The sequence below is a fragment of the Rhodococcus jostii RHA1 genome, from assembly GCF_000014565.1.
GTDB classification, from domain to species: domain Bacteria; phylum Actinomycetota; class Actinomycetes; order Mycobacteriales; family Mycobacteriaceae; genus Rhodococcus_F; species Rhodococcus_F jostii_A.
This window is the reverse complement of the sequence record NC_008268.1, coordinates 3,191,336-3,214,500: the sequence shown is the minus strand read 5'-3', so window position 1 is coordinate 3,214,500 and position 23,165 is coordinate 3,191,336. Positions and strand designations below refer to the sequence as shown.

Annotated in this window: 21 protein-coding genes and 1 pseudogene; 10 read left to right on the top strand and 12 right to left on the bottom strand. The window is 66.2% G+C overall.

The window, feature by feature from the left end:
- Window positions 1-20: 20 nt before the first annotated feature.
- On the top strand, window positions 21-926 hold the full coding sequence (locus RHA1_RS14785; protein WP_011595706.1) for a DMT family transporter: 906 nt from the start codon (window positions 21-23) through the stop codon (window positions 924-926).
- On the opposite strand, the gene RHA1_RS14780 is transcribed toward RHA1_RS14785, so the two are convergent.
- Window positions 899-1,666 carry a hypothetical protein gene (locus RHA1_RS14780; protein ID WP_029539029.1) on the bottom strand — a complete coding sequence of 256 codons (768 nt, stop codon included), beginning with the start codon at window positions 1,664-1,666 and terminating at the stop codon, window positions 899-901. The two genes, RHA1_RS14785 and RHA1_RS14780, sit on opposite strands and share 28 nt — an antisense overlap.
- Before the next feature lie 132 nt (window positions 1,667-1,798).
- On the opposite strand from RHA1_RS14780, the gene RHA1_RS44565 reads away from it, so the two are divergent.
- Window positions 1,799-2,044, top strand: a complete 246-nt coding sequence (locus RHA1_RS44565) for a sigma factor-like helix-turn-helix DNA-binding protein (protein WP_029539030.1) — start codon at window positions 1,799-1,801, stop codon at window positions 2,042-2,044.
- A 121-nt stretch (window positions 2,045-2,165) separates the two neighbouring features.
- Entirely contained in the window at window positions 2,166-2,474 is a 309-nt protein-coding gene (locus tag RHA1_RS14775) for an antibiotic biosynthesis monooxygenase family protein (protein WP_009475807.1), read from the top strand.
- A gap of 361 nt (window positions 2,475-2,835) precedes the next feature.
- On the opposite strand, the gene RHA1_RS50470 is transcribed toward RHA1_RS14775, so the two are convergent.
- From RHA1_RS50470 to RHA1_RS14760, 3 genes are all read right to left on the bottom strand, one after another.
- Window positions 2,836-3,060, bottom strand: a complete 225-nt coding sequence (locus RHA1_RS50470; RefSeq protein ID WP_167540911.1) for a hypothetical protein — start codon at window positions 3,058-3,060, stop codon at window positions 2,836-2,838.
- A gap of 323 nt (window positions 3,061-3,383) precedes the next feature.
- On the bottom strand, window positions 3,384-4,529 hold the full coding sequence (locus RHA1_RS14765; RefSeq protein WP_011595703.1) for a serine hydrolase domain-containing protein: 1,146 nt from the start codon (window positions 4,527-4,529) through the stop codon (window positions 3,384-3,386).
- Entirely contained in the window at window positions 4,526-5,917 is a 1,392-nt protein-coding gene (locus RHA1_RS14760; RefSeq protein ID WP_011595702.1) for an APC family permease, read from the bottom strand. The genes RHA1_RS14765 and RHA1_RS14760 overlap by 4 nt, the downstream gene beginning before the upstream one ends.
- 145 nt (window positions 5,918-6,062) lie before the next feature.
- Here RHA1_RS14760 and RHA1_RS14755 point away from each other — a divergent pair, with 145 nt between their 5' ends.
- The gene (locus tag RHA1_RS14755) at window positions 6,063-6,773 is read left to right on the top strand and encodes a TetR/AcrR family transcriptional regulator (RefSeq protein ID WP_011595701.1); all 711 of its coding nucleotides are present in this window, start codon (window positions 6,063-6,065) and stop codon (window positions 6,771-6,773) included.
- Window positions 6,774-7,107: 334 nt separating this feature from the next.
- Here RHA1_RS14755 and RHA1_RS14750 read toward each other — a convergent pair whose 3' ends face one another.
- Complete coding sequence (locus RHA1_RS14750; protein ID WP_237724050.1) at window positions 7,108-7,800, bottom strand: GntR family transcriptional regulator; 693 nt, start codon at window positions 7,798-7,800, stop codon at window positions 7,108-7,110.
- A 163-nt stretch (window positions 7,801-7,963) separates the two neighbouring features.
- Between RHA1_RS14750 and RHA1_RS14745 the strand changes: the two genes are divergently transcribed.
- Window positions 7,964-8,857, top strand: coding sequence for a LysR family transcriptional regulator (locus RHA1_RS14745; protein ID WP_011595699.1), 894 nt, complete (start codon window positions 7,964-7,966; stop codon window positions 8,855-8,857).
- Here the strand turns inward: RHA1_RS14745 and RHA1_RS14740 are convergent.
- The 4 genes from RHA1_RS14740 to RHA1_RS14725 are packed head-to-tail and all read right to left on the bottom strand — an operon-like array spanning window position 8,797 to window position 12,029.
- Complete coding sequence (locus tag RHA1_RS14740) at window positions 8,797-9,666, bottom strand: LysR family transcriptional regulator (protein WP_011595698.1); 870 nt, start codon at window positions 9,664-9,666, stop codon at window positions 8,797-8,799. The two genes, RHA1_RS14745 and RHA1_RS14740, sit on opposite strands and share 61 nt — an antisense overlap.
- Before the next feature lie 41 nt (window positions 9,667-9,707).
- The gene (gene fabG, locus RHA1_RS14735) at window positions 9,708-10,451 is read right to left on the bottom strand and encodes a 3-oxoacyl-ACP reductase FabG (protein ID WP_011595697.1); all 744 of its coding nucleotides are present in this window, start codon (window positions 10,449-10,451) and stop codon (window positions 9,708-9,710) included.
- A gap of 14 nt (window positions 10,452-10,465) precedes the next feature.
- Window positions 10,466-11,656, bottom strand: a complete 1,191-nt coding sequence (locus RHA1_RS14730; protein ID WP_011595696.1) for an acyl-CoA dehydrogenase family protein — start codon at window positions 11,654-11,656, stop codon at window positions 10,466-10,468.
- A 22-nt stretch (window positions 11,657-11,678) separates the two neighbouring features.
- Entirely contained in the window at window positions 11,679-12,029 is a 351-nt protein-coding gene (locus RHA1_RS14725; RefSeq protein WP_011595695.1) for an AMP-binding enzyme, read from the bottom strand.
- Between the two features lie 231 nt (window positions 12,030-12,260).
- On the opposite strand from RHA1_RS14725, the gene RHA1_RS14720 reads away from it, so the two are divergent.
- The 4 genes from RHA1_RS14720 to RHA1_RS14705 are packed head-to-tail and all read left to right on the top strand — an operon-like array spanning window position 12,261 to window position 16,372.
- Window positions 12,261-13,430, top strand: coding sequence for an acyl-CoA dehydrogenase family protein (locus RHA1_RS14720; protein ID WP_050787305.1), 1,170 nt, complete (start codon window positions 12,261-12,263; stop codon window positions 13,428-13,430).
- Window positions 13,431-13,434: 4 nt separating this feature from the next.
- Window positions 13,435-14,658, top strand: coding sequence for an acetyl-CoA C-acetyltransferase (locus RHA1_RS14715; protein ID WP_011595693.1), 1,224 nt, complete (start codon window positions 13,435-13,437; stop codon window positions 14,656-14,658).
- 46 nt (window positions 14,659-14,704) lie between these two features.
- Window positions 14,705-15,157 (top strand): MaoC family dehydratase, encoded by a 453-nt coding sequence (locus RHA1_RS14710; protein ID WP_009475776.1) that lies wholly within the window; start codon window positions 14,705-14,707, stop codon window positions 15,155-15,157.
- Between the two features lie 18 nt (window positions 15,158-15,175).
- Complete coding sequence (locus RHA1_RS14705; RefSeq protein ID WP_005250396.1) at window positions 15,176-16,372, top strand: acetyl-CoA C-acetyltransferase; 1,197 nt, start codon at window positions 15,176-15,178, stop codon at window positions 16,370-16,372.
- Here RHA1_RS14705 and RHA1_RS14700 read toward each other — a convergent pair.
- Both RHA1_RS14700 and RHA1_RS14695 read right to left on the bottom strand, forming a co-directional pair.
- Entirely contained in the window at window positions 16,369-17,805 is a 1,437-nt protein-coding gene (locus RHA1_RS14700) for an MFS transporter (RefSeq protein WP_011595692.1), read from the bottom strand. The two genes, RHA1_RS14705 and RHA1_RS14700, sit on opposite strands and share 4 nt — an antisense overlap.
- A complete protein-coding gene (locus RHA1_RS14695; protein ID WP_011595691.1) occupies window positions 17,789-18,217 on the bottom strand; it encodes a MarR family winged helix-turn-helix transcriptional regulator in 429 nt (142 codons plus the stop codon). Before RHA1_RS14695 ends, RHA1_RS14700 begins: the two co-directional genes overlap by 17 nt.
- Before the next feature lie 209 nt (window positions 18,218-18,426).
- Here RHA1_RS14695 and RHA1_RS14690 point away from each other — a divergent pair.
- Window positions 18,427-21,690 (top strand): annotated as a pseudogene (locus tag RHA1_RS14690) (protein kinase domain-containing protein).
- Window positions 21,691-22,340: 650 nt separating this feature from the next.
- Here the strand turns inward: RHA1_RS14690 and RHA1_RS14685 are convergent.
- On the bottom strand, window positions 22,341-23,030 hold the full coding sequence (locus RHA1_RS14685) for a DUF2848 domain-containing protein (RefSeq protein WP_011595689.1): 690 nt from the start codon (window positions 23,028-23,030) through the stop codon (window positions 22,341-22,343).
- Window positions 23,031-23,165: the final 135 nt, after the last annotated feature.

Here is a 23,165-nt window from a genome sequence, read left to right as displayed (position 1 = left end):
ACATTCTGCACTTACAGTGAATGACTGTGACCGACTCCGTGCTCGCCGTGGTGTTCGCAGTGGGTGCCGCGCTGTGCATCGCCGTCGGGACGGTGGTCCGTCACCGGAGTGCGGCGCAGATCCCGGACGAGAACGTCGGGGTACTCGGGCCGATCACGACGCTGGTGCGTCAACCGGTGTGGTGGGTGGGCACCGTCGTCGGGATCGGCGGATATGCGCTGCAGGCGGCCGCCCTGGGTCTGGGGTCGTTGCTGCTGGTGCAGCCGCTGCTCGTGCTGTCGCTGCTGTTCGCGTTGCCGCTCGGTGCCCGGTTCTCCGGGCGCACGGTCACGCGCGCCGACTGGCTGTGGGCGTCCGCCCTCACCGCGGCGATCGCGGTCCTTGTCGTGGTCGGCGACCCACGGCCGGGCGTCGAGCGCGCGGAGACCCGGCACTGGATCGTGATCTGCCTGATCGGGCTGCCCTTCGTCCTCGCGTGCCTGCTGGGTGCGCGGTCGGGTAGCCGGTCGCGGCGCGCGCTGCTGCTGGGGTTGGCGGGCGGCGCGTTGTTCGGGGTGGCAGCGGTACTGACGAAGGGCGTGGTGCACCTCGCCGGTGAGGGGCCGAGGCCGCTGTTCAGCTCGCTCGAGTTGTACGCGCTCGTCGTGGTGGGAGCCGCCGCGGTCGCGCTGCAGCAGTCGGCCTTTCAGGTCGGAGCGCTGCAGGCCTCGCTGCCCGCGACCACGGTGATGGAACCACTCGTGGCGTCGCTGCTCGGTTTCGTGGTGCTCGGCGAATACCTCGACGCCGACCGGAAGGTGACCGCCGTCCTCGTCGTCGCCCTGATCGCAGTCGTCATGGCCGCGGTGGCGCTGGCGCGCGGCGCCGCCGTCGTGGAGGACGCGGGCACGGATCCGGCTCAGCCCCTGTCCCGATCGCGCAGATAGGCCGCCAACGGTTCGTGGCGTTGTATGCGTGACACGGCGATTCGACGCGCCACCACCCACATCAGCGCGGAGATGACGACGGCGAGGACGACGCACAGTGCGAAGTCCGCGGTGCCGATCCGGGTGTGCACATCGGCCGGGCGCACGAGGCGCCACAGCACGACCGGGACGACGGCGATCGCGACGGAGAACGCCGGGAACACCCCGTACGGCACCACCAGCAGGATCAGCCACCGGACGACGACGGTGCGCCACCGGTCGCGTTGCTCCCACCGCCACTGCAGCGACCGCTGGTGGTAGGGGAAGAACACCCCGACGAGACTCGACCCGGCGAGTGCACCGAACGGGCACAGCGCCACCGCGACCACCACCACCGCGGTGAACAGCCAATCCTGCTCGGCGAAACCCACGGCGACCGCGATGGTCGCGCAGATCGGCGCGATCAGCATCCACAGCGCCACCGCCTTCGCGGCGAGCAACGCACCCAGCGCGTCCCCGTCGTCGAGTGCGGCGAGAACGCGCTCGCGGTCCGGTGCCAGCACGTTGGTGGCGGTGACGTCGGCATACATCCAGCCGGCGAGGGCCAGAGCGAAACCCGACGGTCCGGTCCACTCGAACAACCAGTTCCGGGGCAGCAGGAACCAGGCCCCGATCATCAGGACGGCATTGAACGCAATGGTCGCCAGGGTGTCTGCCGGGTTGCGCCAGATTCTGATCCACTCCGCGCGAAGAGCGGCCATGCCGTTCAGCGTAAAGCGTCGGGCGGGCCGTCGGAGCCGTGTCGGCAGGATCCCGGACGCTCGGGACGCCGGTCCCTTCCACCTGGGACATCGGGTCGGCGACAGTGGTGCGACCCGAGAGAAAGGCCTGTCGTGACCATCGACGACGAGGAGGCAGCCGGGGCCGTCACCCTGATGGACACCCTCCCCGACCGCCACCGGACCGTGCTGCGCCTCCGGCTCGCGCACGGCCTCCCGGCCGTCGAGGTCGCGCGCATTCTCGGGACGAACGTCGAGGCCGTGCTCCTCCTCCAGCACGCGGCGCTCAACCTCCTCCGGCGGCAACTCGCCGCGAGGGTGGTGCTCGACGGCGACAGTCCGGCGGATGGGCGGTACTGATCGACGCTGCGGGATCCCGCGGTGCTGCCTCTTTCACGTCGTCTCGACGGCATGCTGCCGCATTCGTGGAGTTTGTCGACCCGCGGGTTCATTCTGAGGAGGGCCGGAAAGGAGAGCCAGAATGATGACAATCATCACGAGAGTTGTGCTTCGCGACGAGGGTGCCGCGCAATGGGACCGTGCAATGCATGAGCGGGTTGCTGCGGCGCGTGACAAGCCAGGCTGGATATCGGCGCAGCTTCTGAAAGGGGTCGATGAGCCACTCGAGCGCGCCATCGTCGGCGTCTGGGAAACGAGAGAAGACTGGTCGGCCTGGCATCATGACGAAGCCTTCCGCTCGACTCGTGAAGAGCTCGTGGGACTTGAAGCCGGCCAGATGGATTCCACGTGGTTCGAGGTGGTCCAGAACACTGCGACTGAAGAAGACTGATCGGGATTTCGGCAGTTACCGGCTGGAACAGAGCACGTGTGGTCCGGGCGTGCTGATCGAGCCGCGCCCGGACCACCAGGGGGATCCGGTTGTGCCGGACTTTCGATTCGGCGGTGCATATCCGGACTCGTCGAAGCATGCTCCGTTGAATGTTCGACGAAGTGAGAAGGAGTTCCCTCCCTCACGAACTCGTGTCCGGAATGTGACGCTGCAGCACCGTCATCCATGTGTTGGCATGCTCAACCACATGGACGGAAAGGCTGCCGATACTCGTAGCGGCGTGCAACGAGGAGGCAGCGGTCTTCGAGGGGGTAATTCCATCGGTTCCGTGGGTGGGTATCGGCACCGCGAAGGCCGGTGCTCACATTGTCGCCTGCCCGCCCCGCAGGTACACCGTGGTGGTGTGGGTGAAGAACTCCCGCGCCGAGCGGCCCTGCTCCTTCGGCCCGGATCGAGGCGCGGGCGGCGGCGTCGACCACCGGCCCCATCTCGGTACCGTCCTGAACGGGTTACCGACGTTCATCGCGTCGGCGCGTTTGCGGAGGCCGGCGTCGCCGAGGACGACGGCGGCGTTCTTGCCGCCCATCTCCGATCGCCAATTTCGCCAGCGACGTCGCGCCGCTCGGAGCCAAGCCAACCGCGAACGCGTCCATCCTGACACCGAGGCGGAGCACCTCATCGCGTTCGCCGGTATGTGGGTCCCATTCGGGGGTGCTACCGAAGAGGACATCCTTGTGCACTTCGGAATGACGAAGCGCCGGTTCATCGAGCGGTTGTGGCAAGTCCTCCCGGCGTCGAACTGTGGGCAAGACGAGATACGCAAGTTGGCGAACGCCTACCCGCATCACTGCCGAACGGGCAGTCCGGGCGGCTGACGGCGGAACGCATCCACTCTGATGCTGTGACCGTTCAGTCCAACGCTGCGGCGACGGCCTCGGCCGCGGCGAATCCGGCGTTGTCCAGTTCGTCGTTCACCGGTGTCGGGCAGGACGACAGTTTCACGACGACGACGCCCCGGTCGACGTCGATGTAGATGGACTGACCGTAGATGCCCAGACATGACAGCACACGCCGATCGGGGTGGGGAATCCAGAACTGATTTCGGTACATTCCGCCCGGGAACGGTGTTCCGGTCGGCGATTGGGAATATGCCTCACACGAATCGGGCGCGCCACGTAGGGAATCGTCGATCCAGTGCAGCGGCACGACCTGTTCGGCGCCGATGCGTCCGCCGCGGCGGAGCATCTCACCGAATCGCGCAACGTCCCGGAGTGTCGCGGCGAGGCCGCCGTCCGCGAAAACGGCTCCGGCACGGTCTACCCCGGCGTCCATGTCGTCGGCGGCGAACTTCGACCACACGAGCCGCGACAGCAGCGCCGGCATACGGTCGGCGGTGGCGCGTTCGCACACCCAGCCGAGTACATCCGTTTCGCACGATCGGTATTCGAAAGGGCCGCCGTGGGGGCGAGCCGCTTTCAGCATCGGAAGGAACTGGTAGAGCGACGGCGGTACCCAATCGTCGACGCGCGGAATCCAGCCCACGGCCTGATCGAGGTAGCGCACCTCGGCGCCCGGTTCCAGATATTCTTCGGAGAATCGGATGCCGGAACGCATGTCGAGGATGTGGCGCACAGTGGCACCCGCGTAGCCCGAGTTCGCAAGCTCCGGAATGTACTCGGTGAGTGCGGCTTCGGGGTCCAGCAGACCGGCTGCGATCAAGTTTGCCGCGACGGTTCCGACGATTGATTTGCTGACCGAGAACAGCATGTGCGTCCGGCCGGGTTCAAGGTCTCCGGGGTACAGCTCGGCGCGGACGCTACCGTTGTGGAGGACCATGAATCCGTCGGTGTAGGTGCGGTCCAGTACCGAACGGAGCGTTTCGGTGCCGACGGGGAGATCGATATCGAGCGGGTCGCCGTCGGTGAGAAGCAGTGGCGCCAATCCGGCAGCCACCTGTGCCGTCGGCACGACTTGCCGCATTCGGCCGAAGGTGTACCGGTTGATCGGTGGGCTCTGCCAATCCGCAAGGCTGACAATCTTCTTGGTATCAATCATTTCACGGCCTCGCTGCTCCGTCCGGCGGCGACGATGACCGCCTGCTCGTGGGTGAAGCTCATTTCGGGCGTCGGCCGGCGGAAACCGCGTGTGAGCCAGACGAGGTAGACGATTCCGATTGCCAACCAGGAGAGTCCGGAGATCAGTGCATGCTCGCTGAGCTGGGTGATCATGTACAGCGTCACGGCGGCGCCGACGAGCGGCATGACCACGAAGCGGACTGCACTCAACTGCCGTGTGGCGTAGTTCCGCAGGTAGTACACGATGACGCAGAGGTTGACTGCGGTGAAGGCCGTGAACGCGCCGAAGTTGATGAATCCCGTCGCGGTTTCGAGCGGCATGTTCATACCGAGGAAGCACATGCCGCCCGTGACGAGCACGCAGAACACGGGAGTCCGGGTACGGCCGTTGAGCTTTCCGAACATTCGGCGGGGTAGCACGCCGTCGCGGCCCATGATGAACAGTAGACGGCTCGAGCTGAGCTGGACGGCCAGGCAGGATGCCGATCCTGCGATGATTCCCGCGAGGTTGGTCCAATCGGCGAAGAACTGACCACCGACCTGCACCGACATCGCGTACGACGCGGCCTGCGCGTCGTCGAAGATGTCGCCGGGGTGGACGAGCTGCATGACATATGCCACGACGAAGAAGATGACGCCGCCGATCGAGACGATCCAGATGATGGCCCGGGGGATGTTTCGCGCGGCGTCCTTGGTCTCCTCGGCGAGTGTGGTCACCGCGTCGAAACCGAGAAACGAGTACGCCGCGATCGCCGCTGCCGCGGAGATGCCGGCGACCGTGCTGCTGGAGTTCCAGAACGGCTCGCCGTAGGAGGCGACCGGATTGCCGGCGAGGAACTTGATGCAGTACGCGAAGAAGAGCAGCACCAAGAAGGTGGAGACGGCGAGGAGCATCCGGTTGAGACGATCGGCGAGCGCGATCCCGATGACGTTGATCGCCGTCGTCAAGCCGGCGTTGATCAACATCCACAGCCAGATCGGGACCGCCGGGAACTGTGCGTTGAGCAGGATCGACTGCGCCAGCCACGCGACCATCGGCAAGAACAGGTAGTCCAACAGGATCGCCCAACCGACCAGGAACCCGGCCGCCGAGCCGAGGTTGCGGCGGGCGTAGAAGTAGGCCGAACCCGAGACCGGGTAGATGCGCGCCAGCCGTGCGTAGCTCAGCGCGGTGAGCAGCATCGCCCCGGTCGCGACCAGGAACGCCGTGGGCGCGGTGCCGGCACTGACGACCGCGATGACGCCGAAGATGATCATGACCAGGCTCGGTGCCATGTAGGACAACCCGAACGCCACCACTGACGGAAGTGACGGTCGCGGCGTCAACTGTGGTTCGTCAGTCGCTGTCGCGACCCGCGATTCCGTCATGCGAACTCCTTGAAGTAGTGCTGTGGCGACGACCACTAAACTCCGCCGCAACGATGTTGTCAACGCTGTTGACAACTTTGTGGGTAGCGTGATGTGCAGGTGCTGTATTGCTACGGTGGATCGGTCGAGGAATCGAGGGAGCACGATGGCGAAGGACACTGCGCGCGCCACAACGCCGGGGCGGACGACGCGGCGTGAACGCAAGGGGCTGCAGCAGGAAGCCGCGGTGAAGGCTGCGTTCGAACTCGCTCGGCGTGACGGCGCCGCGGGGCTGACGATGCGTCGCCTCGGCGAGGAACTGAAGGTCGATGCGACGACTCTGTACCGGCTGTTCCGTGACAAGGACGAGTTGCTGCTGGCCGTCTACGACCACGCGACCGCCGTCGAGCTCGAGGAGATCGGGGACGTGCCCGACAGCGAGCACTGGCAGGACACGTTGCGGCGCATCGCCGATCGGATCTGGGCGACCGCGGTCCGCTCACCTGCCATCGCGGCGCTGACGTTCGCCCGTACGACGGGCGGTCCGGCAGAGCGCCGAATGGTCGAGCTGATCCTCGAGACGTTCGCGCGGTCGGGCCTGTCTCGCGAAGCCACGGTCCGGTACTACCGGGCATTCGCCGACGCCACGCTCGGGCTGGCCGGGCAGGTCGCCGTACTCGCCACACTGGATCCCGAGATCCAGGCGAAGGACGCCGCGTCGTGGACGCGCATCTACGCGCATCTTCCCGACGGCGAGTATCCGACGGCTCGCGCCCACATCACGGAGCTGACCGGTATCGATCGTCGGACGATCTACGATCTGGTGGTCGAGGCCGTGCTGGCGGCCGCCGAGCGCGAGAGCGCCGAGTCGGCCTAGCGAATCGTGAGCGGGCTCGAACGACACCGTTCGTTCCGCCACAACACCGACGGGGTAGTGAGCGACGGGGACGCGGATGACGTCATCGAAGCCGTGTACGACCGCGAGAACGTCGACGGCATCTGTGGGTGCAGTTACCGAGCAGACCAGTTCGTATCGAACGGCTTTCCCTGCCAGCGGCTCCATTTTCCGGCAGCGCCGCGTTTCCGCAAGTCAATCCCCCCGACACCCACCGCCTACCTGCGTGGCGTTCGGCTCGACCGGGCTCATCGCGAACTTGCTTGCGGTGCAGCGCGCACGGCGCTGAGAACGGAGACGGGCGACAGGCCGCGCATCAGCCCGCGTTCGCCGCATCGTCGGCATCCCACAGCCCGCGCTGCTCGAGTCCTTCGATCAGGTGATCTGCGCCGTCCAGAATGTGCGATTCCATGAGAGTCTTTGCTCTCTTGCTCGCGTGCTTGCGCAAGGCTTCGAGCAGTACGGGATGCTCCTGCTGTGTGGTGGTGATGTGGCCCTCGATGGTGGCGTAGAAGCGGTTCGGAAGATTCGTGACGACGGAGCCCAGGAGTCGGGCGAGGCGCGGAGAGTCCGCGGTCAGGTTGATCTTGCGGTGGAACGCGTGACCGAGGGAGGCGATACGTTCCGTGTCGCCCCGGGCGATGGCGTCCTGGTGCTGCTGGAGGATTCCCTCGAGTTCGGCGACCTGCTGGGGGGTGATGTTCTTCGCGGTCCTGGCAGCCAGTTCACCGGCCAGTTGCGCCTGAGCCCAGAAGAGGTCACGCACGTCTTGCTTCGTGAACGGGGCCACGACGAAGCCTCGACGGGGGATCAACTCGACGAAACCTTCGCTCCGGAGTGTAAGAAGCCCCTCGCGGACAGGCGTCGTGCTGACTCCCACGGCTTCGGCAATCCGCTCGATGCGGAGGAAATCGCCTGCACGCACGTCGCCGGAAATGATCATCTCGCGTACATACGAGGCAACTTCCTCCGGAAGTTGCTGTCGCCTTGATTTGTCATGCAGCGGCATCGGCGGACGCACCTTCCCGGATATGAGACTAGACATAATATACCATCGACCTCTAATGTGGTTGCGGGCTTGTGAAACGGGGCGGTCGCAGACCTTCAATTTGGTTGCGCACCTCGTCGACCGGCGTGGTTTCGGTAAACTGCGTGGCCGCTAGACTCGGCTGGTGGACATCCGGGACGCCGAATACCTCGTCGCCGTGGCCGATCACGGCAGCATCACCGAGGCCGCGCGGGCGCTGTTCATCGCGCAGCCGTCGCTGTCGCAGGCGATCCGGACTCTCGAACGCGATCTGGGTGTCGAACTGTTCGATCGTGGAGGACGGAGGCTGCGGATCACCCCGGCGGGCACGTCGTTCGCGCATGCGGCGCGGCAGGTCCTCGCCGATGTCGAGCGGGCGCGGGCCGTCGTGCACGACGTCGCCGAACTGCGGTCCGGCACGCTCACGATCGCGGTTCTCAATTCTCTTGCTGCCGATCCGCTTCCACGGATCGTCGGCCGGTTCCACAGGCAGTACCCGCGCGTGGTCCTGGCCACGGTGTCGGCGGACGTTCCCGACGGGGTGGGTCGCGCGGTCCGGTCGGGTGAGTGCGACCTCGGGCTCACCGAACTGCTCGTCGACCATCAGGGGCTCGAGTTCCGGATGGTGGGGGAACAGGAGATCGTGCTCGCGCTGCACGCGGATCTGGCGATCGAGCTACCCGATCCGGTGCCCGTCGGCCTGCTCGCCGACATTCCGATGATCGTCGAGATCGGGTCGCGTCCACGACTGCCGGTGGACAACATCGCCGTCGAGTGTGCGCATCGTCAGTCGATGTGGGAACTGGTCGTCCAGGGCGCGGGGGCGACCCTGCTCCCGCGGCGTGTCGCCGAGCAGGAACTGCCGGGGGTCGTGGTGCGCACGCTCGCACCGCCGGAGGTGCGCACCATCGGCCTCGTCCATCGACCCGATCCGCTTCCGCCGGCCGCGGCGGCGTTCATCGCCGCGCTCGACGAGGATCACGGCTCGAGCGTGTCGAGGAACGCGCGTCCGGCCGGAGACAGCCGGGCTTCGTCGTAGATCACCCCGTACGGGGCGGTGATCGGCGGGTCGAGGGTGCAGATCCGCGCGCCGCCGACCGCGGCCCGTTCCGCGAGGGTGCGTTCCATGAACGACATTCCCACGCCCTCGACGACGAACGCGCCGACGGCTTCCCGTTGCTCGACGACGGCCGACATGATCGTCCGGCTCCCCGCGGCCTGCAGCGCCTTCTCGATGACGGTGCGCGACGACGATTCCTTGGGCAGCCCCACCACGGGAATATCCGGAAGGTCGGCGAGGGGGAACGGATCCCGCCAGGCGATCTCGGCGTCGTGCGGAACCACCAGCCAGTACTCGTGAATTCCGAGGGCGCGGGTCGTCAATCCGGCTGCAGCGAAGGGGAAATGACTGAAGGCGATCTCGCAGTGTCCGTCTCGGATCAGCGACGCGATGACGTCGAACGGCCGCAGGTCGGCGAGCCGGACGACCACGCCGGGATACTGCTTGCGGAAGGACCCGATCAGTTCCGTGACGGGGCCTTCCGCGACGTGCGCCGACGCGCAGATGTCGAGCCGGCCGCGTGGCAGCCCCGACACATCGACGAGTGAGCTCTCGGCGGCCACCAGGTCTCGCACGATCTTCCGCGCCGGACCGACGAATGCCTTTCCCGCCGCACTGAGCACCAGGCCGCGGCCCACGCGGTGGAACAGTTCGACACCGAGGTCACGCTCGAGATTGCGCAGCCCCTTCGACAACGACGGCTTGGTGACGCCCAGGGCCTCGGCCGCGAGCGCGAGGCCGTCGTTGTCGACGGTGGCGAGAAAGTACTCGACGTGTCGCGACTCCACCAGAGCAGACTACTGCGTACGACCCGTCGATCCGCCGGATGTCAGATGTGACGTCCGCCGGTGACTTCGAGAACGGTGCCCGTCATGTAGCTGGACAGATCGGACGCGAGGAACAGTGCGACGTTCGCGATCTCTTCGGGCTCGGCACCGCGGCCCATCGGGACCTCCTTGAGCTTCGCCTCGATGATGTCGGCGCGCAGGGCGCGGATCATGTCGGTGTTCACCACGCCGGGCTGGATCGCGTTGACCCGCACCCCGAGGTGGGCGACCTCCTTCGCGGCCGCCTTGGTCAGGCCCACCATGCCTGCCTTCGCGGCGCTGTAGTTGGTCTGCCCGACCATGCCGACCTTGCCGGAGATCGACGACATGTTCACGATCGAACCCTTGCCTGCCTCCCGCATCGCGATCGACGCGATCTGGGTGCCCAGCCACGCGCCCTGCAGGTGCACGTCGATGACGGATCGGAAATCGGCGAGCGACATCTTGCGCAGCGTCGCGTCGCGGGTGATGCCGGCGTTGTTGACCCACACGTCCATCGCGCCGAACGCGTCGATCGCCGTCTTTCCCAGGTTCTGCATTTGATCCGGATCGGTCACGTCGCAGGCGACGGCGACGGCCTGGAAGCCGTCGGCCTCCAGCTTTCCGGCGGCGGCCTTGACGTTCTCGGCATGCATGTCACCGAGGACCACCGACGCGCCCTCGCTCGCGAACTTCCGGGCCATCTCGAAACCGATGCCCTGGGCCGCGCCCGTGACGACGGCGACCCGTCCCTCGAGAAGTGTCATTGATTCTTCCTTCCTCAGTTGTACGAACGCAGCAGCCCGCGGCTGATGATCTGCTTCTGAATGTCGCTGGTGCCCTCACCGATGAGGAGGAACGGTGCCTCCCGCATGAGGCGTTCGATCTCGTATTCCTTGGAATAGCCGTAGCCGCCGTGGATCCGGAAGCTGTCCTGCGTCACCTCCGAGCAGAACTCGCTCGCCAGGTACTTGGCCATCCCGGCCGCGACGTCGTTGCGTTCCCCGGAGTCCTTGAGCCGCGCCGCATTCACCATCATCAGGTGTGCCGCCTCGACCTTGGTCGCCATCTCCGCAATCCGGAAGGCGATCGCCTGGTGTTCGGCGATCGGCGAGCCGAAAGTCTCCCGAGTCTTCGCATATTTCACGCCGAGTTCGAACGCGCGCTGTGCGATCCCGCACGCGCGGGCGGCGACGTTGACGCGGCCGACCTCGACGCCGTCCATCATCTGCCGGAAGCCGCGGCCCGGGTCGCCGCCGAGGATCGTGTCTGCGCCGGCCTGGTAGCCGCTGAACACCATCTCGGTGGTGTCGATGCCCTTGTAGCCCATCTTGTCGATCTTCCCGGGGATCGTGAGCCCGGGCAGCACCTCGCCGAACCCGGCGGGCTTCTCGATGAGGAACGCGGTGAGGTTGTCGTGGGGCTTCGCCGCACCCTCCTCGGTGCGGACCAGCACCGCCACCAGCGTCGACGACCCACCGTTGGTCAGCCACATCTTCTGGCCGTCGATCACGTAGTTGCCGTCCGCCGCCCGGGCCGCCTTGGTCCGGATGGCGGCGACGTCGGAACCCAGTTCGGGCTCGGACATCGAGAACGCGCCGCGCAGTTCACCCGTCGCCATGCGCGGCAGGTAGTGGGCCTTCTGTTCGGGTGTGCCGTGATTGGCGATCATGTGTGCCACGATGAAATGGGTGTTGATGACCCCGGACACGCTCATCCAGCCCCGCGCGATCTCCTCGACGCACAGTGCATAGGTGAGGAGGGATTCCCCGATTCCGCCGTACTCCTCGGGGATGGTGAGCCCGAACAGGCCCATCTCCTTCGTCTGCTCGACGATCGCCGTCGGGTACGTGTCGGAATGTTCGAGCTCCTGCGCCTGCGGAATGATCGCCTTGTCCACGAACTCCCGCACCGCCGAGACGATCTCGCCCTGGGTGTCCGTGAGCCCGGCGGTCTGCGCCAGTCGTGTCATTGTTCCACCTGTCCCGTATTCATCATTTCTCCGTACTCTGCTCGGCGTGCACGTCGTTCAGACGGTCGCGCAACGCGGACCGCAGGACCGCACCCCGTGGGGACAGGGGCAACTCGTCGACGAAGACCACCTCGCGCACCTTCTTGTACGGCGGCACCGTGGCCGCCACGAACTCGATCAGTTCCTCGGCGGTGATGCGCGCCGTGGTTTCTGCCACCACGAAAGCGACGGGCATCTCCCCGACCCCGGGAACGGAGTGGCCGACCACCACGACGTCGAGAATGCCTCGTCGTGACAGCAACAGCTGTTCCAGTTCGTGCGGATCGACGGTGTAGCCCTTGTAGAGGAGTGCGTCCTCGGGTCTGCCAACCATGTCGAATATCGAGTTCCATCTCGCCGGGAAATTTCATTGTTCGTGAATATGCCCGGACAATTCCTCCGGACACTGACACCTATTGAAGTGCCTCGGACCGCCGTGGTCAAAGACGCTGTAGGAAACCGACAGTTTCCCTCTTCCTATGGGTCGTAAATGCCGTCTGCGCTGCGGATTCTCGTTCGTGGCACTCGCTTGACAGCGAGGCCGGGTTGCTGGATATTCACCTTCATGGCTGAACGCGAAGTGAGTGACGAAGACTTCAAGGACATTCTCGCGCAGACGAGAACCTTTATTCAGAAGGAAGTAATTCCCAGGGAAAATGAAATCGCGGAAAAGGACCTGATTCCGGACGGCATTCGCCGCAAGGCGGCGGAGATGGGTCTGTTCGGGTACGCCATCCCGCAGCAGTGGGGCGGGCTCGGACTCGACCTCACCCAGGACGTGGAACTGGCCATGGAGTTCGGGTATACGAGCCTGGCGTTGCGGTCGATGTTCGGCACCAACAACGGGATCGCCGGCCAGGTGCTGGTGAATTTCGGTACGGACGAACAGAAGTCGGAATGGCTCGAGCGCATCGCGTCCGGTGACGTGGTCGCGTCGTTTGCACTGACCGAGCCGGAGGCCGGGTCGAACCCGGCTGGCCTGACCACCCGCGCCGTCCTGAAGGACGGCAAGTGGACGATCAACGGCACCAAGCGGTTCATCACCAATGCACCGTTGGCCGATCTGTTCGTGGTCTTCGCCCGCACCCGTCCCGCCGACGAGACCGGCACCGGCATCGCGGTGTTCCTCGTTCCCGCCGACACCGCCGGTGTCGTGGTCGGGCCGAAGGACAAGAAGATGGGCCAGGAGGGTGCCTGGACCGCGGAGGTCGCGTTCGACGACGTCAGCGTCCCCGAATCCGCCCTGGTCGGCGGCAGTGAGGAGGCCGGCTACCGCGCCGCCATGACGTCGCTCGCCCGGGGTCGCGTGCACATCGCCGCCCTCGCCGTCGGCAGCGCTCAGCGGGCGCTGGACGAGTCCGTCGCCTTCGCGGCGGTCACGAAGCAGGGCGGCACCCCGATCGGTGACTTCCAGTTGGTGCAGGCCATGCTCGCCGACCAGCAGGTGGGCGTGTCCGCGGGCCGCGCGCTGGTGCGGGACGCGGCGCAGAAGTACGTCAGCGGTGAGGACCGTCGGATCGCCCCGTCGGTGGCGAAGCTGTACTGCACGGAGATGGCCGGCAAGGTCGCCGACCTCGCGGTGCAGGTCCACGGCGGCACCGGATACATGAGAGACGTTCCGGTGGAACGGATCTACCGTGAGGTCCGGCTGCTGCGCCTGTACGAGGGCACCAGCGAGATCCAGCGCCTGATCATCGGCGGCGGCCTCGTCCGCGAAGCGAAGAAAGCACTCTGAGCCCATGCACGACGCAGTGATCTGTGAACCAGTCCGCACCCCCGTCGGGGGATTCGGCGGCATGTACCGCGACATCCCCGTCACTACCCTCGCATCGACTGTGTTGAAGGGCCTGATCGAACGGACGTCGCTCACGTCCGACGACATCGACGACGTCATCTTCGGTCAGGGCTACGCCAACGGCGAGGCTGCGGCCATCGGCCGGATCGCTGCGCTCGACGCCGGCCTCGACGTCACCGTGCCCGGCATCCAGCTCGACCGCCGCTGCGGCTCGGGGCTGCAGGCGGTCATTTACGCGGCCATGCAGGTGCAGACCGGGATGAGCGATCTGGTGATCGCGGGCGGCGCCGAGTCGATGAGCCAGACCGAGTTCTACAGCACCGGAATGCGCTGGGGCGTCAAGGGTGCGTCGGTGGAATTCCACGATCGATTGGCCAAGCCCCGCACCAATTCCGGCGGCGTCAACTTCCCCGTCGAGGGCGGCATGATCGAGACCGCGGAGAACCTGCGCCGTGAGTATTCGATCAGCCGTGAGGAGCAGGACGCGTACGCCGCCGAATCCCACGCGCGTGCGATCCGCGCCAAGGACGGCGGCTTGTTCGACGCCGAGACGATCCCGGTGACGGTGCCGGGCAAGCGCGGTAAGTCCGACGTCGTCGTCACCACCGACGAGCACCCGCGCCGCGATGTCACGGCCGAGTCGTTGTCGGCGTTGCGGCCCATCAGGTCACGCGTCGACCCGGAGGCGACAGTGACCGCGGGGAACGCGTGCGGCCAGAACGACGCTGCCGCTGCCGCGATCGTGACCACCCCCGAGAACGCGGAACGTCTGGGCCTGCGCCCGTTCGCCCGGCTTGTGAGCTGGGGTGTCGCCGGAGTGGAGCCGAACCGGATGGGCATCGGCCCGGTGCCGGCCGTCGACAAGGCCCTCACCCGGGCGAAGCTCACCCTGAACGACATCGATCTCCTCGAGATCAACGAGGCGTTCGCAGCGCAGGTGCTGGCGTGCGCGCGGGAGTGGAAGTTCGACGAGTCCGACATGCGAGACCGGTTCAACGTCAACGGATCCGGCATCTCCCTCGGTCACCCTGTCGGCGCCACCGGCGGTCGCATCCTGGCCAATCTGCTCCGTGAACTGGACCGTCGCCAGGCCCGCTACGGCATCGAGACGATGTGCATCGGCGGTGGGCAGGGCATCGCGGCCGTGTTCGAGAACGTCAACATCTAGCCGTTTCCACTTCCGCCCGGTTCCGGGCCGACCCGAAAAGAGTGTCATGCGCGTATTCCAGGGAATCGACGACGTCGAATCCGCAGTCGGCGAACATCTCGGCCACAGCGACTGGCTCGAGATCACGCAGGAACGCGTGAACGTGTTCGCCGACGCCACCGGCGACCACCAGTGGATCCACGTCGATCCCGAGCGTGCCGCCGAGGGCCCGTTCGGCGCCCCCATCGCCCACGGCTACCTCACGCTGTCGCTGCTGCCGAAACTCGGCGCCGACCTCATGCGCGTCGACGGCGTGAAGCTGGTGATCAACTACGGTCTCAACAAGGTTCGCTTCCCCCAGCCGGTGAAGGTCGGGGCGAAGGTGCGGGCCGGTGGCGAGATCGTGTCGTTCGAGCACACGAAGCAGGGCGCGCAAGTGGTCGTCAAATACACCATCGAGATCGAGGGTGCGGACAAGCCGGCGTGCGTCGCCGAAACCGTCCGCGTCCTGGTTGCCTGAGACACAAGGAAAGAACACATGCGAAGAGCAGCACTGGTCGCCCCGGTCCGCACCGCGGTCGGTCGTTTCGGCGGCGCACTGCGCGACGTCCCGGCAGAGACGTTGGCCGCGACCGTGATCAAGGAGACCGTGGCGCGGTCCGGGATCGACCCGATTCTCATCGAGGACGTCGTGATGGGGCAGTCGTACGCCAACTCCGAGGCCCCGTGCATCGGACGGTGGGCGGCCCTCGAGGCAGGACTGCCGATCCGCGTCGCCGGACTGCAGACCGACCGCCGGTGCGGCACGGGCCTGCAGGCCCTCGTGACCGCGTCGATGATGGTGCAGACCGGTGCAGCCGACGTCGTGCTCGCCGGCGGCGTCGAGTCGATGAGCAACATCGAGCACTACACCACCGGTGCCCGCTGGGGCACCCGCGCCGGATCGCTGAACCTGTACGACCGCCTCGACCGCGGGCGGGAACGCTCCCAGCCGGAATGGCGGTTCGGGAAGATCAGCGGCATGATCGAGACCGCCGAGAACGTCGCGACCCGATGCGGAATCGGCCGTGAGGAGTCGGACGCGTTCGCCGCCGAAAGCCACGCCAAGGCCCACGCCGCCTGGGAGGCAGGAAAGTTCGACGACGAGGTGATCGAGGTCAAGATCACCGACCGGAAGGGAAACGTCACCGTCGTGGCGCGGGACGAGGGTATCCGCCCGGAAACCACGCCCGAGACCTTGGCGCGCCTGCGGAGTGCTCTCAAGGACGGTGTCGTCACCGCGGGCAACGCGAGTCAGCAGAACGACGCCGCGTCGTCGATGCTCGTCGTCGCCGAAGATCAACTCGACGAACTCGGGCTCGAGCCGATGGGTTTCCTCACCGGGTGGTCCGCCGCCGGGTGCGAACCGGCGCTGATGGGGCTCGGGCCGGTCGCGGCCACGTCCAAGCTGTTCAGCAGGACGGGCGCGAGCTTCGACGACTTCACGCTGATCGAGTTGAACGAGGCCTTCGCGTGCCAGGTGCTCGGCGTCCTGAAGGAATGGGGATTCGAGGACCGAGACCGCCTCAACGTCAACGGGTCCGGGATCTCGCTCGGACACCCCATCGGCGCGACCGGCGCCCGAATGACGACCACCGCGCTGCATGAATTGCGGCGACGGGGCGGCGGCAAGGCGCTTCTCACGATGTGCATCGGTGGCGGGCAGGGAATGGCCGCCATCGTCGAGGGCGCCTAGCCCCCACTGATGCGCGCGTCCGCCGGCTCCGACAGCGGGGTCGGCGGACGCGACATCACGTGATTGACGAGGAGTGCGACGAAGACGACCGCGCACCCGATGGCACCCACGGCGAGAGCGAGCCTGATTCCGTTTTCGGTGGGAAGTAGGTCCGGTGCCAGGTTCGCCGCGAGCACCGCACCTGCGAGGGCGCTGCCGAACGAACCGCCGACGGTGCGCAGCACCTGGTTGAAGCTCACGGCGCTGCCGAGTTCGGTGTCGGCGACGCTGCGGGCGATCAGGGCCGGCATCGCCGCGTACGTCATGCCCATTCCGGCCCCGAACCCCAACATCCCGATCAGGATTTCCCACAGCGCGTTGTGGGCGACCCAGAGGAGCACGCTCGAGGCCGTCACGAGGCCTGCACCGACGAGCAGCAGAGTCCTCATGCGGATCCGGTGCGAGACCGCGCGGACGAGTCGGTTCGCGCCGAAACTTGCCACCGACAGGGGAAGCATCACGAATCCGGCCCAGAACAGGGGCAGCGCGATGCCGTATCCGGTGGAGGCGGGCGCCTGGGCGATGAGGCTGCCGATCGAGAGTCCGATGTACATCGCGGCGCCGAGGCCGATCGCGGTGCTGTTCGCGACCAGCACGTCACCGTTGCGCAGTACCCGCAGGTTGATCAGCGGGTACGGGGTGCGCAGTTCGACGAGGGACCACGCCGTCAGTAGTGTCGCCGCCCCGGCGAAGAATCCGAGTGTCCACGGCGAGCCCCAGCCCCACCGGGAGCCTTCGCTGACGGCGACGAGGAGCGACGCGAGTCCGGTCCCGACCAGCAGTGCGCCCGGGACGTCGAGGGTGTTGCGTGGTGCCTGCTCGTCGGGGCCTGCGGGAACGACACGCCAGACGACGAGGATGGTGGTGACCAGGAACAGCGCCGCGAACCAGAAGGCGAAACGGAACCCGAGCAGATCGGCGAGGATGCCGGTCAGGGGGTATCCGAGTCCGAGGCCCGTCGTCACCGTCACCGACAGGCTCGAGATGCCGAGCCGGGCCTGGTTCTCGGGGAGATAGCGGCGGGCCAGAGCGATCGTCACCGGAACGATTCCGTAGGTGAGTCCCTGCAACGCGCGCCCGATGAGGAAGACGGTGAAGTTGGGAGCGGCGGCCGCGACGATCGAACCGACGAGGATCGTGGTCAGGGAGCACAGGAGCAGGCGCTTCTTGTGGGGGCCGTCGCTCAGCCGGCCCATGATCGGTGTTGCGACCGCGCCGACCAGGAGGTTGACAGTGAGCATCCATTGGCCGGTGCTCACCTCGACGTGCATGTCGTGGGAGATCGTGGGCACCAGGAGCATGCCGAGTGAACTGACGATCGCGGTCGTCAGGGCGGCGTACGCCAGGGCCGGCAGTAATCGGGGACTCGTTGTGGACTCAGTAACCGGGGGCATCGTCCACCAACTTGCGCAGAATCGGGACGACGGAGTCGAGAGTCTTCTTTTCCTCGTCCGTCAGCCGCTCCGCGATGGCGTGTTCCAGCCAGTCCAGGCCTTTCGACCGCTCCTGCGCCAGCCTCTCCCGGCCGGCATCGGTGAGCTCGATCCAGATCCGGCGTCGATCCTGCTCATCGGGCGTGCGCTCGACCAGACCGAGACTCTCGAGTTCGCGCACGGCCGTGGCGATCGCCTGGGGGCTGATCCTCTCGGCCGCCGCGAGTGTCGACGCAGACGTTCGTCCGTGCTTCGACAGGTAGGCGAGCACGCCGATCTTGCCGACCGAGATCGACCTGCCTGCGGTGAGCTGTCGCCAGATCGGGCGCAGCGCTTCCCGCAGGACCTGCGCGGTGGCCTGTTCGGTGATCATGAGCAAAGCGTACAACCAAATTGATCAATTTAATTGACTAAATGGGGAGGCTCACACCGGCAGCGGCCAGGATCGCCCGCACCGATCACCGTCAGCGATATCCTCGGGAGGACGCCTTCGAGAGGTAAATCCACGGTTGTATCCGCGCTGGTCGTGCCGTCGGGACCAGTTCGCGGAACCACGAGCCGACGGAGTGAGTAGACCGTCCGATGGGTGAAGGTGATCCGCTCGACACGCAGCGGTACCCGCCGTCCCTGGCCGGCGAACTCGGTGGATCCGGTTTCGCTGACGTTCAGGAGATCGGCCGCGGCGGTTTCGGCGTGGTCTACCGCTGCACGTAGGCGGACCTGGATCGCACGGTCGCGGTGAAGGTGCTCACCGTCGAACTCGACGAGGAGAACCGGGCCCGATTCTTCCGGGAACAGCGGGCGATGGGGCGGCTGACCGGGCACCCGAACATCGTCAACATTCTGCAGGTCGGTGCCACCGACAGCGGACTTCCCTACATCGTGATGCCGTATCACCCGCAGGATTCGCTGGAGGCCAGAGTCCGGACGCGCGGTCCGCTCCCGTTGGATCAGGTCCTTCGGCTGGGGGTGAAGATGGCCGGAGCGGTGGAGTCGGCGCACCGGCTCGGCATCCTGCATCGCGACGTCAAACCCGCGAACATCCTGCTCACCGATTACGGCGAGCCCGAGTTGGCCGATTTCGGTATCGCGCACATCAGCGGCGGCTTCGAGACCGCCACCGGTGCCGTCACCGGGTCGCCGGCGTATACCGCGCCGGAGGTGCTCGGGGGTGAACCGCCCAGTCCGGCAGCCGATGTCTACGGGCTCGGCGCCACCTTGTTCAGTGCCTTTACCGGCCATGCCGCGTTCGAACGCCGCAGCGGTGAGCAGGTTGTCGCCCAGTTCCTGCGGATCACCACACAGGAGGTGCCCGACCTGCGCGAGCGGGGGCTCCCGGACGACGTGTCCGCGGTGATCGCCCACGCGATGTCCCGCGAGCCCGGTCAGCGACCGGCTACCGCCGCCGACTTCGGGGAACAGCTGCGAGGGCTGCAACGCGCCCACGGCTTTCCGGTCGACGAGATGGCACTTCGTGCGGAGGCCGATGCGCGGGGGAACGGGGAGCAACCGACCTCGCGCAGCGGACAAGGCCCGCCGGCGCACTCCACGCTGGGCGCGACGGGCAGTCTCCCCCTGGAATTGACCAGCTTCGTCGGTCGCCGGCACGAGCTCACCGAGGCGAAGAACCTGCTGACCGGCTCGCGGCTGGTGACGTTGACCGGGATCGGCGGGGTCGGCAAGACGCGGCTCGCGATACGGATCGCGTCCGCTGTGCAGCGCGAGTACTCCGACGGGGTGCGCCTCGTCGAACTGGGTGAACTGCGCGACGCGGTTTCACTGGTCGACTCCATCGCAGGCGCACTGGGAGTCCGGGACCACTCGACGAGGCCACTTCGGGACGTGTTGATCGAGTTCCTCGCCCCGCGGGAGGTGTTGTTGGTTCTCGACAACTGTGAGCACATGGTGGACGCGGTCGCCGAACTCGCCGGCCCCCTGCTGCGGGTGAGTCCACGGCTGCGGATTCTGGCCACCAGCCGCGAACCCCTCGGCATCGGCGGGGAAGCGGTACTACGGGTCCCGCCGCTGGCCCTCCCGGATCCCGAACGGAAGCCCTCGTTGCGGGGGTTGCCCAAATACGATGCGGTGACGTTGTTTACCGAACGCGCCGCTGCCGTTCCGGGGTTCGTGCTCACCGAGGAGAACGCGGCCACCGTGGCGGGGATTTGCCACCGGCTCGACGGGTTGCCGTTGCCGATCGAACTGGCGGCGGCGCGGTTGCGGGCGATGTCGCCCGAGCAGATCCTGGGGCGGCTGACCGACCGTTACGCGCTGCTGACCCGCGGCAGCCGGGGTGCGCCGACGCGGCAACAGACGCTGCGGTTGTGCATCGACTGGAGTTTCGAGTTGTGCACCGCCGGTGAGCAACTGTTGTGGGGGCGGGTGGCGGTGTTCGCGGGAAGCGTCGAACTCGATGCGGCGGAGCAGGTGTGCGGCGAGGGCCTCGACCCGGGTGAGTTGCTGGACACGCTGACGTCCTTGGTGGAGAAGTCGATTCTGATCCGCGAGGAACACGGGTCGGTGGTGCGGTTTCGGATGCTCGAGACGCTCCGTGAGTACGGTTACGAGAAGCTCGAGCAGACCGGTGAGGCTGTGGCGTTGCGTCGCCGGCACCGGGACTGGTACGAGGCGTTGGCGCTGGATGCGGAGGCCGAGTGGATCAGCGCTCGCCAACTCGAGTGGATCGGCCGGCTGAAACGGGAACACGCGAATCTGCGTGAGGCCCTCGAATTCAGCGTCGACGACGACCCCGCCGCCGGCCTGCGCATCGCCGTGGCACTGTTCCTGTTCTGGAGCTCCCAGGGCCTCTACAACGAGGGGCGACGGTGGTACGACCAGCTGCTCGCCCGCCAGAGCGGCCCGCCCACTTTGGATTCGATCAAGGGGCTCTACAGCCACACCGTAATGGCCTTCGCTCAAGGCGACCTCCAGGCCGCGACAGCGCTCGTCGAGGAGGCGCGGACTCTCACCGCGCACACGAGTGACCCCCTACTGCGGGCCTACGTCGACTGCGCCGACGGCATGCTGGCCCTCTACAGCGGTGATCTCGCGCGAGCGTGCTCGAAACTGGAGATCGCGCTCGCCGAGTTCACCGAACGCGGAGATCACATGCTCCAAGTAGCAATCCTGTACCCGTTAGGTCTGGCCCATGGACTGTCCGGCCGGACGGACCAGGCGATCGAATGCCACGAACGTGCGCTCGCGATCACGGAAGCGTACGGCGAGACGATGTATCGATCGCATTCGCTGTGGGCCTTGGGAATTGCGGTGTGGAAGCAGGGTGATGCACGTCGTTCGGTGCAGCTCATCGAACAATCACTGAAGCTGACCAAGCAGGTGCGCAGCCCCCGCGTCGCTGCAGGCTGCCTCGAGGCGCTGGCCTGGATCAGCTTCGAAGGTCGCGATGCGCTCCGGGCCGCAGTGCTGATGGGAGCCGCGGACGGGCTGGCGCGGTCGATCGGCAGTACGGCGATCATCCATTCCAATCTGATTCGCTACCAACAGGAATTTGCGGAGAAGGCCCGGAAGGAAGTCGGGGACAAAGCATTCGGAGCGGCACACCACAAGGGTGAACAACTCGGCTTCGACGCGGCAATCGCCTACGCCCTCCACGAGCAACCGTCCGCCACCTCCACACCCACCGCCGACGCGTCGACGCGACTGACCAAGAGGGAACGCCAAGTCGCCGACCTGATCGCCGAAGGCCTGACCAATCAGGCCATCGCCGACCGCCTCGTGATCTCACCACGCACCGCACAAGGGCACGTGGAGCACATCCTGGCCAAACTGGGCTTCACCTCCCGGACCCAGGTCGCGGCCTGGGTCGTGGAGCGGGCGCACGACTAGGCTCCCGGTCGCCCGCGGCGATCTCAGAGATGCTTCTTGTAGAAGGGGATCAGCTTGTCGAGGGCGATCTTGACGGGCTCGGGCTTGTCGTAGAGGTCGTAGTGGGAGAGGCCCTCGGCGACAACGAGTTCCTTATCCTTGGATGCTGCGCGCCGAATGATTTCCAGGCCGTCGCGGTACGCGCCGAATGCTCACGCAATTTGCATCGAGCCTTCGGCCATGGATGTTCCTCTGTGGCAATCGAACTAGAAGGAGATTTCATCGTGGACAGGTTGAGAGACAAGGTAGCAATGTCAGGATATTCGGGGGGGGATCACGCGGTACAGTTCGGCGGCCGCTCGATCTCCCCGGGGCGGACGGTGTGGAGATCAGGCGGCGGTGCTGGACTGGCGAGGCCGACGACGTCACCGTCATCGTCGGCGACGCCAATGCCTGCCAGCGAACTCACACGCGCCCGATCAGTTGTATTCCAATCACCATCACTTCCGCCAAGTCCTGAGACGGCACAACAACGGCGCACCGCTCACCCGATCACGGGCACAGCGATATCGTTTCCGCCGGTACCTCGCCGCGTTCGGGCAGTTCGCGCGTTGACGATCCGCCCCGAGATCCCGAGGAGACCTGCGGCTCAGTCGCTCACTGAGTGTGGATCAGCCGATCGGCTGAGGCATCGGCACAGTTCGGTAGCTACAGGTCAATTCGTCGGCTGTGGCGGGATCCCGTAGTGCGACCTTCCATGCGTCGGCGAATTGGTTCACCCCGTGGCGCATGGAGATCGTGCCCGATACCAGCACGGTTCCTGGCTTGTACAACCCCTGCTCCCCAAGGACGTCGAGCCAGTACTTCGGAGCGAGGAGATCGGCCAGCGTCCCGGTTTGGATCAGGGTGGACGGTTCACCGTCACCTTGACCGACCCATGCCGTCAGAGTGATGTCATCGAGGCGATCGGCAATTTCGGACAGCCGCCATGCGCGGGTACCGAGTACATCGGGTGCGGCGTTCTTGCTCCACGCCACGCTGTGTACCTCGAGGTCACGGTCGGTGTGGTCGCAGGCGACGGTCAGCAGAACATCGTCGTCGGTGATCACCATGGCCCACTCGGCTTCACCCGAGGTCCGGCCGTGTTGCACGAAGACCTCGGTCGTCTGTTGCGCGAGGTAGGGGGAGATGGGGTACATCGCGGGGATGTTCGTAGGTGCCGGTACACCCAGTTCTGCGAGTTCAGCGATGTGTGACGCGACTTCTTCCTGGTTCCGGCCGGCGTAACCGGCGTTGAGAAGGGTCGTGACCTCGACGGTTTCGACGGTGCCGTCGGGCAGGGTGAACGTGAGTTGAGACATGGGTCGAGGCTCCTGACTTCGCGCCTCTGGTTCCCTGTCGGGACCAGGGCGGATTTGTTACTTTTTTGTTTTTTGTGCGCCAAGGGCTTGCGCATGCGTCTTGTATACAGCAAGTATGTGACTAGTACAACGGTC